The sequence below is a fragment of the Streptomyces sp. NPDC093252 genome (assembly GCF_040683675.1).
Classification (GTDB): domain Bacteria; phylum Actinomycetota; class Actinomycetes; order Streptomycetales; family Streptomycetaceae; genus Streptomyces.
The window spans coordinates 156076-163118 of record NZ_JBFBEM010000019.1 but is presented as its reverse complement, the minus strand read 5'-3'; the positions used below and the strand labels follow the sequence as shown (position 1 = coordinate 163118).

At 73.3% G+C, this 7043-nt stretch carries 3 protein-coding genes; all 3 read right to left on the bottom strand.

Going from position 1 to position 7043, the window contains the following annotated elements; genetic code table 11:
- Positions 1 to 4517, bottom strand: a 4517-nt coding sequence (locus AB0O01_RS32855) for a beta-ketoacyl synthase N-terminal-like domain-containing protein (RefSeq protein WP_365319196.1), incomplete at its 3' end; no start/stop codon positions are given.
- A gap of 49 nt (positions 4518 to 4566) precedes the next feature.
- Positions 4567 to 5610, bottom strand: a complete 1044-nt coding sequence (locus tag AB0O01_RS32850; protein ID WP_365319194.1) for a ketoacyl-ACP synthase III family protein — start codon at positions 5608 to 5610, stop codon at positions 4567 to 4569.
- Between the two features lie 127 nt (positions 5611 to 5737).
- Positions 5738 to 6952 carry a cytochrome P450 gene (locus AB0O01_RS32845; protein WP_365319192.1) on the bottom strand — a complete coding sequence of 405 codons (1215 nt, stop codon included), beginning with the start codon at positions 6950 to 6952 and terminating at the stop codon, positions 5738 to 5740.
- Positions 6953 to 7043: the final 91 nt, after the last annotated feature.

The window sequence follows — 7043 nt, the reverse complement described above, 5'->3', positions numbered from 1 at the left end:
CGGGTGGTGAGGGTGTGGGCGGTGTGGGTGGGGTGGGGGTGGTGGGTGGTGAGGTGGGTGTGGAGTTGTTGGGCGTGGGTGGTGAGGGCGGTGGGGGTGTGGGCGGTGAGGATGTAGGGGGTGAGGGGTGGTGTGGTGGGTTGGGGGGTGGGTGGTGTGGTGGGGGGTTCTTGGAGGATGAGGTGGGCGTTGGTGCCGCTGATGCCGAAGGAGGAGATGGCGGCGCGGCGTGGGCGGTCCGGGTCGCGCGGCCATGCCACCGGCTCCGTCAGCAGACTCAACCCGCTGGACGCCCAGTCCACATGCTCGGTCGGTTCCTGGGCGTGCAGGGTGCGGGGGAGGGTCTCGTGGCGCATCGCCTCGATCATCTTGATGACCCCGGCGACCCCCGCGGCGGCCTGGGTGTGCCCGATGTTCGACTTGACCGACCCCAGCCACGCGGGCCGCCCCACCGGCCGGTCCTTCCCGTACGTCGCCATCAGTGCCCGTACCTCGATGGGGTCGCCGAGGGGGGTGGCGGTGCCGTGGGCTTCGATGGCGTCGATGTGGTGGGGGGTGAGGTGGGCGGTGGTGAGGGTGTGGGTGATGAGGTGTTGTTGGGCTTGGCCGTTGGGGGCGGTGAGTCCGTTGGAGGGTCCGTCCTGGTTGGTTGCGGTGGCTTTGATGAGGGCGTGGATGGTGTGGTTGTTCTTTCGGGCTTGGGTGAGGGGTTCGAGGAGGAGGAGTGCGGTGCCTTCGGACCAGCCGGTGCCGTTGGCGTGGGTGGAGAAGGAGCGGCAGTGGCCGTCGGGGGAGAGTCCTTGGAGTCGGCTGAATTCGATGAAGGTGCCGGGGGTGGACATGATGGTGGTGCCGCCGGCGAGGGCGAGGGTGCATTCGTTGTTGCGGAGGGCTTGTACGGCGGTGTGGATGGCTACGAGGGAGGAGGAGCAGGCGGTGTCGAGGGTGAGTGCGGGGCCGGTGAAGCCGAAGTGGTAGGCCAGCCTGCCCGACAGCACACTCGGTGACACGCCCGTCATCACATGACCCTGCACCGACGCCGGGGCATCCTGCATACGCGGCCCGTACTCCAGCGGGGAGGCGCCGACGTAGACGCCGGTGGGGGTGTTGTGGAGGGTGGTGGGGTTGATTCCGGCGTGTTCGAGGGTGTGCCAGGTGGTTTCGAGGAGGCTGCGTTGTTGGGGGTCCATGGCGAGGGCTTCTCGGGGGGAGATGCCGAAGAATTCTGCGTCGAATTGGTCGGCGTCGTGGAGGAAGCCGCCTTGGTTGGTGTAGGTGGTGCCGGGGTGGTGGGGGTCGGGGTGGTGGAGGTTGGTGGGCCAGCCTCGGTTGGTGGGGAAGTCGGTGATGGCGTGTTCGCCGTTGGTGAGGAGTTGCCAGAGGTCGTGGGGGGTGGTGATGCCGCCGGGGAAGCGGCAGCCGATGCCGACTACCGCGATGAGATCGTCATCGTCGTCGTTCGGTTGGGGGGTTGCGGGGGCGCGTGTCTGGGGGCGTTGCTCCGGCTGGAGGAGGTCGGCCAGGTGGTGTGCCAGTCGTTCCGGCGTGGGGAAGTCGTACACCGAGCCGCTGTGCAGGTCGACTCCGGTCGCGGTGGAGAGGCTCTCGGTGAGGGTGACCGCCGCCATGGAGTCCATGCCGAGGTCGGTGAACGGGGTGGTGACCTCGATCGGTTCGTCCGCCGGGGTGCCGAGGACCGCGCCGACCTGCCGGGCGACCAGGTCCAGGACCGTCCGCCGCCGCTCCCGCGCGTCCAGCTCACCGGCGGGCGGCAGCACCTCCTGCACCTCCTGCACCTCCCGTACCCCCGCCACCTCGGACACCTCCCCGGCCTCCGTCAGCCAGTGGCGCCGACGCTGGAAGGCGTACGTCGGCAGGGGGGTGCGCCGGTCGTCGTCCGGCGTCAGGGCCGCCCAGTCGACCGCCGCGCCGCGTACGTGGATCCGCCCCAGGGCCGTCAGAAGGGTCTCCTCCTCGGGGCGGCCGTGCCGCAGGACCGCCGCCGACAGGCCCGGCCCCGCGTCCGGCAGACACCTCGGCACCAGCGCCGACAGCACCGCGTCCGGCCCCAGTTCCAGGAAGGTGTCGGCGCCCCGCTCCCGTACCGTCCGTACGGCGTCCAGGAAGCGCACCGGGCGGCGGACATGGCCGCGCCAGTACTCCGGTGAGCGCAGGTCCGTGCCCTCGGCGAGGCGTCCGGTCACCGTGGAGACGACGGGCAGCCGGGGCGGGTGGTAGGTGAGACCGGCGCACACCTCGGCGACCTCGTCCAGGACCGGGTCCATCAGCGGGGAGTGGAAGGCATGGGCCACCGCGAGCGGACGGGTGCGGTGCCCCCGGGTGTGCAGCAGCTCCGTCACCTCGGCCAGCGCCGACGCCGTACCGGAGAGGACCACGGAAGCGGGGCCGTTGACGGCCGCCACCGACACCTCCCCCTCGCGGTCCACGAGCAGCGGCAGCACCTCCGCCTCCGGGGCGAACACCGCCGTCATGGCGCCGCCTTCGGGCAGGGCCGCCATCAGCCGGCCGCGCGCCGCGACCAGCGCGCAGGCGTCGGTGAGGGAGAGGATCCCGGCGGCGTGGGCCGCCGCCAGCTCGCCCACCGAGTGACCGGCGAGCACATCGGGCCGGACACCGAGCGCCGTGACCAGCCGGTACAGGGCGGTCTGCACGGCGAACAGCGCCGCCTGACCGAGGTCGGTCCGGCGGATGGCGTCGCCGCCGTCGGTGAACACCGTCTCCTTGAGGGACCGGCCGATCAGCGGGTCCAGCGCGGCACACACGGCGTCGAAGGCGTCCGCGAACGCCGGGTGGACGGCGTACAGTTCCCGGCCCGCGCCCGGCCGCATGCTGCCCTGGCCGGAGAACAGGACGGCGAGGCCGCCCCCGGTGGCGCGTCCGGTCACCGTGCCCGGCGCGGGTGCGCCCGATGCCACGGCGGCCAGTCCGGCGAGCAGCGCCTCCCGGTCCCGGCCCACCACCACGGCCCGGTCGCCGAACCGGGTGCGGGTGGTGGCCAGGGCACGGGCGAGGGACGCGGAGGCAAGGGCCTTATCGCTGGTTTCGGCGGCCCCGGCGGCGACGTGGTCCCGGAGCCGTCCCGCCTGGGCGCGCAGGGCGGCCCCGCCGTGGCCGTACACCGGCCAGGCCAGCACCCGGGGGTTCGTGACGGGGGCGGGCTCCGGGGCCGTCAGGGCCCTCGGGGCCCTCGGGGCCTCGGTGAGGACGACGTGGCAGTTGGTGCCGCCCATCCCGAACGAGCTGACCCCGGCGATCAGCGGCCGGTCCGGGTGCGGCCAGTCCGTCAGGCGCCGCTGGACGGCGAGGCCCAGCCCGGGGAGGTCGATGGCGGGGTGCGGGCGGTCGAAGTTGAGGCTGGCCGGCAGTCGGCGCCGGTCCAGGCAGAGCAGGGTCTTGATCAGCCCGGCGATCCCGGCGGCGCCCTCCAGATGGCCGATGTTGGTCTTCACCGAGCCGACCCGCAGCGCGTCCCCGGCCGCCCGGGTGGAGCCGAGCGCCGCGCCCAGCGCGCTCGCCTCGACGGGGTCGCCGGCCGGGGTGCCGGTGCCGTGCAGTTCGACGTACTGCACCTCGTGCGCGGCCACCCCCGCCTCGGCGCAGGCCGAACGGATCGCGTCGGCCTGGGCGTCGGCGCTGGGCAGGGTCAGGGTGGCGCCCCAGCCGTTGGTCACCGCGCTGCCCAGCAGGACGCCGTAGACATGGTCGCCGTCGGCCAGGGCGCGGCTCAGCGGCTTCAGCAGGACCGCGCCGCCGCCCTCGCCCCGGACATAGCCGTTGGCGCGGGCGTCGAAGGTGTGGCAGCGGCCGTCGGGGGAGAGGCCGCCCCAGCGCTCGGAGAGCAGGGTGGTCTCGGCGAGCAGGGCGAGGTTGACCCCGGCGACGACCGCCGCGTCCGACTCGCCCCGGCGCAGGCTCTCGGCGGCCAGATGCACCGCGACCAGCGACGAGGACTGCCCGGTGTCCACGGTCATGCTGGGGCCGTGCACCCGCAGGAAGTGCGAGAGGCGGTTGGCGATGATGCCCCGGTGGACGCCGGTGGTGGTGTGCTGGGTCGCGGAGGTGCGGGCGGTGCGGTAGGCGAGGTGGGCGTAGTCGTCCCAGAGGGTGCCGACGAAGACGCCGAGCCGGGTGCCGGCCACCTCGGCGGGCAGGACCCCGGCGTCCTCCAGGACCTCCCAGCCCAGCTCCAGCACCAGCCGCTGGCGGGGGTCCATGGCGGCGGCCTCGCGCGGGGAGATCCGGAAGAAGGGGGCGTCGAACCGGTCGACGCCGTCCAGGAAGGAGCCCCACTCGCCGTCCCCGTCGGCTCTGCGTTCCCTCGGCGCCCGCCGTACGGTCTGCCCGCCCTCGCTCAGCAGCCGCCAGAACGCGTCCGGGGTCGGCGCCCCGGGGAAGCGGCAGGAGACGCCGACGACGGCGACCGGCTCGCTCCGCCGTCCGGTACCGCCGTCCGCGGGGGTGGGGGTGGGGACAGGGCGGGAGACAGTGCCATCCATCTGTGCGGCTCCAGGGGTTGGGGAGAGGAAGGGGGCAGGGAGTGGGGCTTCAGAGGGCCTCGGCGCCGGTCCAGGAGGGGCGTTCGAGGATGTTCAGCACGGCACAGCCCCAGGTGTAGCCCGCGCCGACGCCTACCAGCAGACAACGGTCGCCGGGGGCGGCCCGGCCGGTCGTCACCAGATGGTCCAGGCCCGCGAACTGGTCGCCCGCGCCGAGATGGCCGACCGTGCGGCCCCAGTCCCAGGTGGTGCGGGCCGGGTCGATGCCGAACCGTTCGTAGTAGAGGGACTCCAGGCGCATCCGGCCGAAGTGGGGCAGCACCACCCAGTCGATCTCGGGCAGTTCGAGCCCGGCGTCGGACAGCGCGTGCTTGAGCACGGTGGCCTGTCCGTCGGCGAGCCTGCGCAGCGCGTACGACATGCCGTGCCGCAGATTGAACGCGCGGGTGGCGTCCTCGAACGACAGCGGGGTCCGGTGGCCGAGCGGGGCGGTCGCGAAGGGGTCCTCACCCCGGTGCAGGGGTTCCAGTTCCGGATCGGCGTGGGTGGCCAGGGAGACCAGTTGGGCGAAGCCGCCGCGCCGGGACAGGACGAGGGCGGCGCCGCCGTCGGCGTAGGGGGTGCCGGGGTCGGTGCGCCAGCGGTCGAAGCCGGGCAGGCCGTAGCGGTCGCCGGTGGTGAGCAGGGCGTCCCGGCGGGCCGGGGCGGCGGTCAGATAGGCCGCGGCGAGATCGAGCGCGGCCAGCCCGCCGTTGGACATCTGCCGGATCTCCAGCGCCGGGCACTGCCCCGCGACCGTCTCGCGCTGCACGTACGAGGCCACGGCCCAGGCGTCATGGCCCTGGAACCAGGTGTCGGCGTGCAGGACCAGATCCACGTCCCCGGCGCCGGACCCGGCCCGCTCCACCGCCCGGCGGGCCGCCCGTACCGCCATCTCGGGCGCGGAGTCGCCCTGGGCGACCGTCACCGAGACCACCTCGGTGCGGTCGGCCAGGACGGGCGGGCAGTCCCCGGCGGCGACGGCGTCGTCCAGCCGCAGGCGGGGCGGCAGCCAGGTGCCGGTGCCCCGTACGTAGATGTCGTCGAACCTCACAACTGCCTCCAGGGGAGCGGAAGCGGACAGGACGGGCGGACAGCGGAGAGCGGAGAGCGGAGACAGGAACGGGCCCGGCGGGGCCGCCGGGCGGCTGCCGTGCGTCCCGCCGGGCCGGTCGCCGGGTTCACCAGGTGACGTCGAGCCGCCACACGCCGTAGACGATCGCCCGTTCCTTGGTGGGGAGTTCGTCCACCGGGGTGACCAGGCTCAGGGTGGGGACGCGCTGGAACAGCCGGGTGAGGACGATCTCCAGTTCGAGGCGGGCCAGATCGGCGCCGATGCACAGATGGATGCCGTGCCCGAACCCGATGTGGCGGCGGCTGCCCCGGGACAGGATCAGTTGATCCGCGTCCTCGAACTCGCGCGGGTCGCGGTTGGCGGCCTGGAGCAGCACCAGGACGCCGTCGCCCGCGCGGATGGTCTCGCCGCCGATCTCGATGTCGTCCAGCGCCACCCGGGGCACGGCCAGGTCGCCGAGCCCGAGATAGCGGACCAGTTCCTCCACCGCCGGGCCGATCAGCGACGGGTCGGCGCGCAGGGCGTCAAGCTGCTCGGGGTGCTCCAGGAGGGCCGCCACCCCGAGGGTGATGTGGTTGGCGGTGGTCTCGTGGCCGCCGTTGATGAGCATCCGGCAGGTGTTCACCACGTCCCGGACGTCGTACGTCCCGTCGTCGGCGCGGTGGGCGGCGATGGCCCGGCTGATCAGATCGTCACCGGGATGGCGGTCCTTGTGGTGGACCAGCTTCTCCAGATAGGCGCCGACCTCCACCACCGCCGCCTCGCGCTCGGCCTGCGAGCTGGTGCCGCCGAAGAGGTTCTCGCCGTGGTGCTGGAGGAAGTCCCGGTCCCCGGGGGGCACGCCCAGCAGATCGCAGATCATCGCCATCGGCGCGGGCAGGGACACCAGTCGGTGCAGATCGGCGGGCGGTCCGGCGGCGAGCAGGGCGTCGATACGGGCATCGGTGGTCTGCTCGATGGTCGTGCGGAGCTTCTGCACCGTGCGGTGCGTGAAGGAGGCGGCGACCTTGCGCCGGGCCTCGGTGTGGCGCGGCGGGTCGAAGGCGATGAAGGAGCTGTCGGTGCGCATCTGGGGCGGCGCGTCGAAGTAGAAGGGGTAGTTGGTGTGGGTGCGCGAGGAGCTGATCCGGCTGTCGGTGAGTATCTGCCGGGCCTCCTTCAGCCCCGCCACCACCCAGGCCGGTCTCCCGGTCGCCAGCACCACCTTGGACACCGGGCGCTTCCCGATGAGCTGGTCGTACGGGGCGGGCGGGGCGAACGGGCAGCGCCGCTCGTAGGGAAAGGGCTCCTGGGCGGTCGGGTCGGTGTGGCCGGTGGTCATCGGATCCCCCACGAAGACGAGTCACAGCGGGAACGGGGCTGTGGCGTCGGGGGACACCACAGCCCCGCGGGCTGTCACCGAGTCTTCGTGC

Excerpts from the sequence above, each read along its gene's own strand:
- AB0O01_RS32845 (WP_365319192.1), bottom strand. The coding sequence starts at position 6,952 with ATGACCACCGGCCACACCGACCCGACCGCCCAGGAGCCCTTTCCCTAC.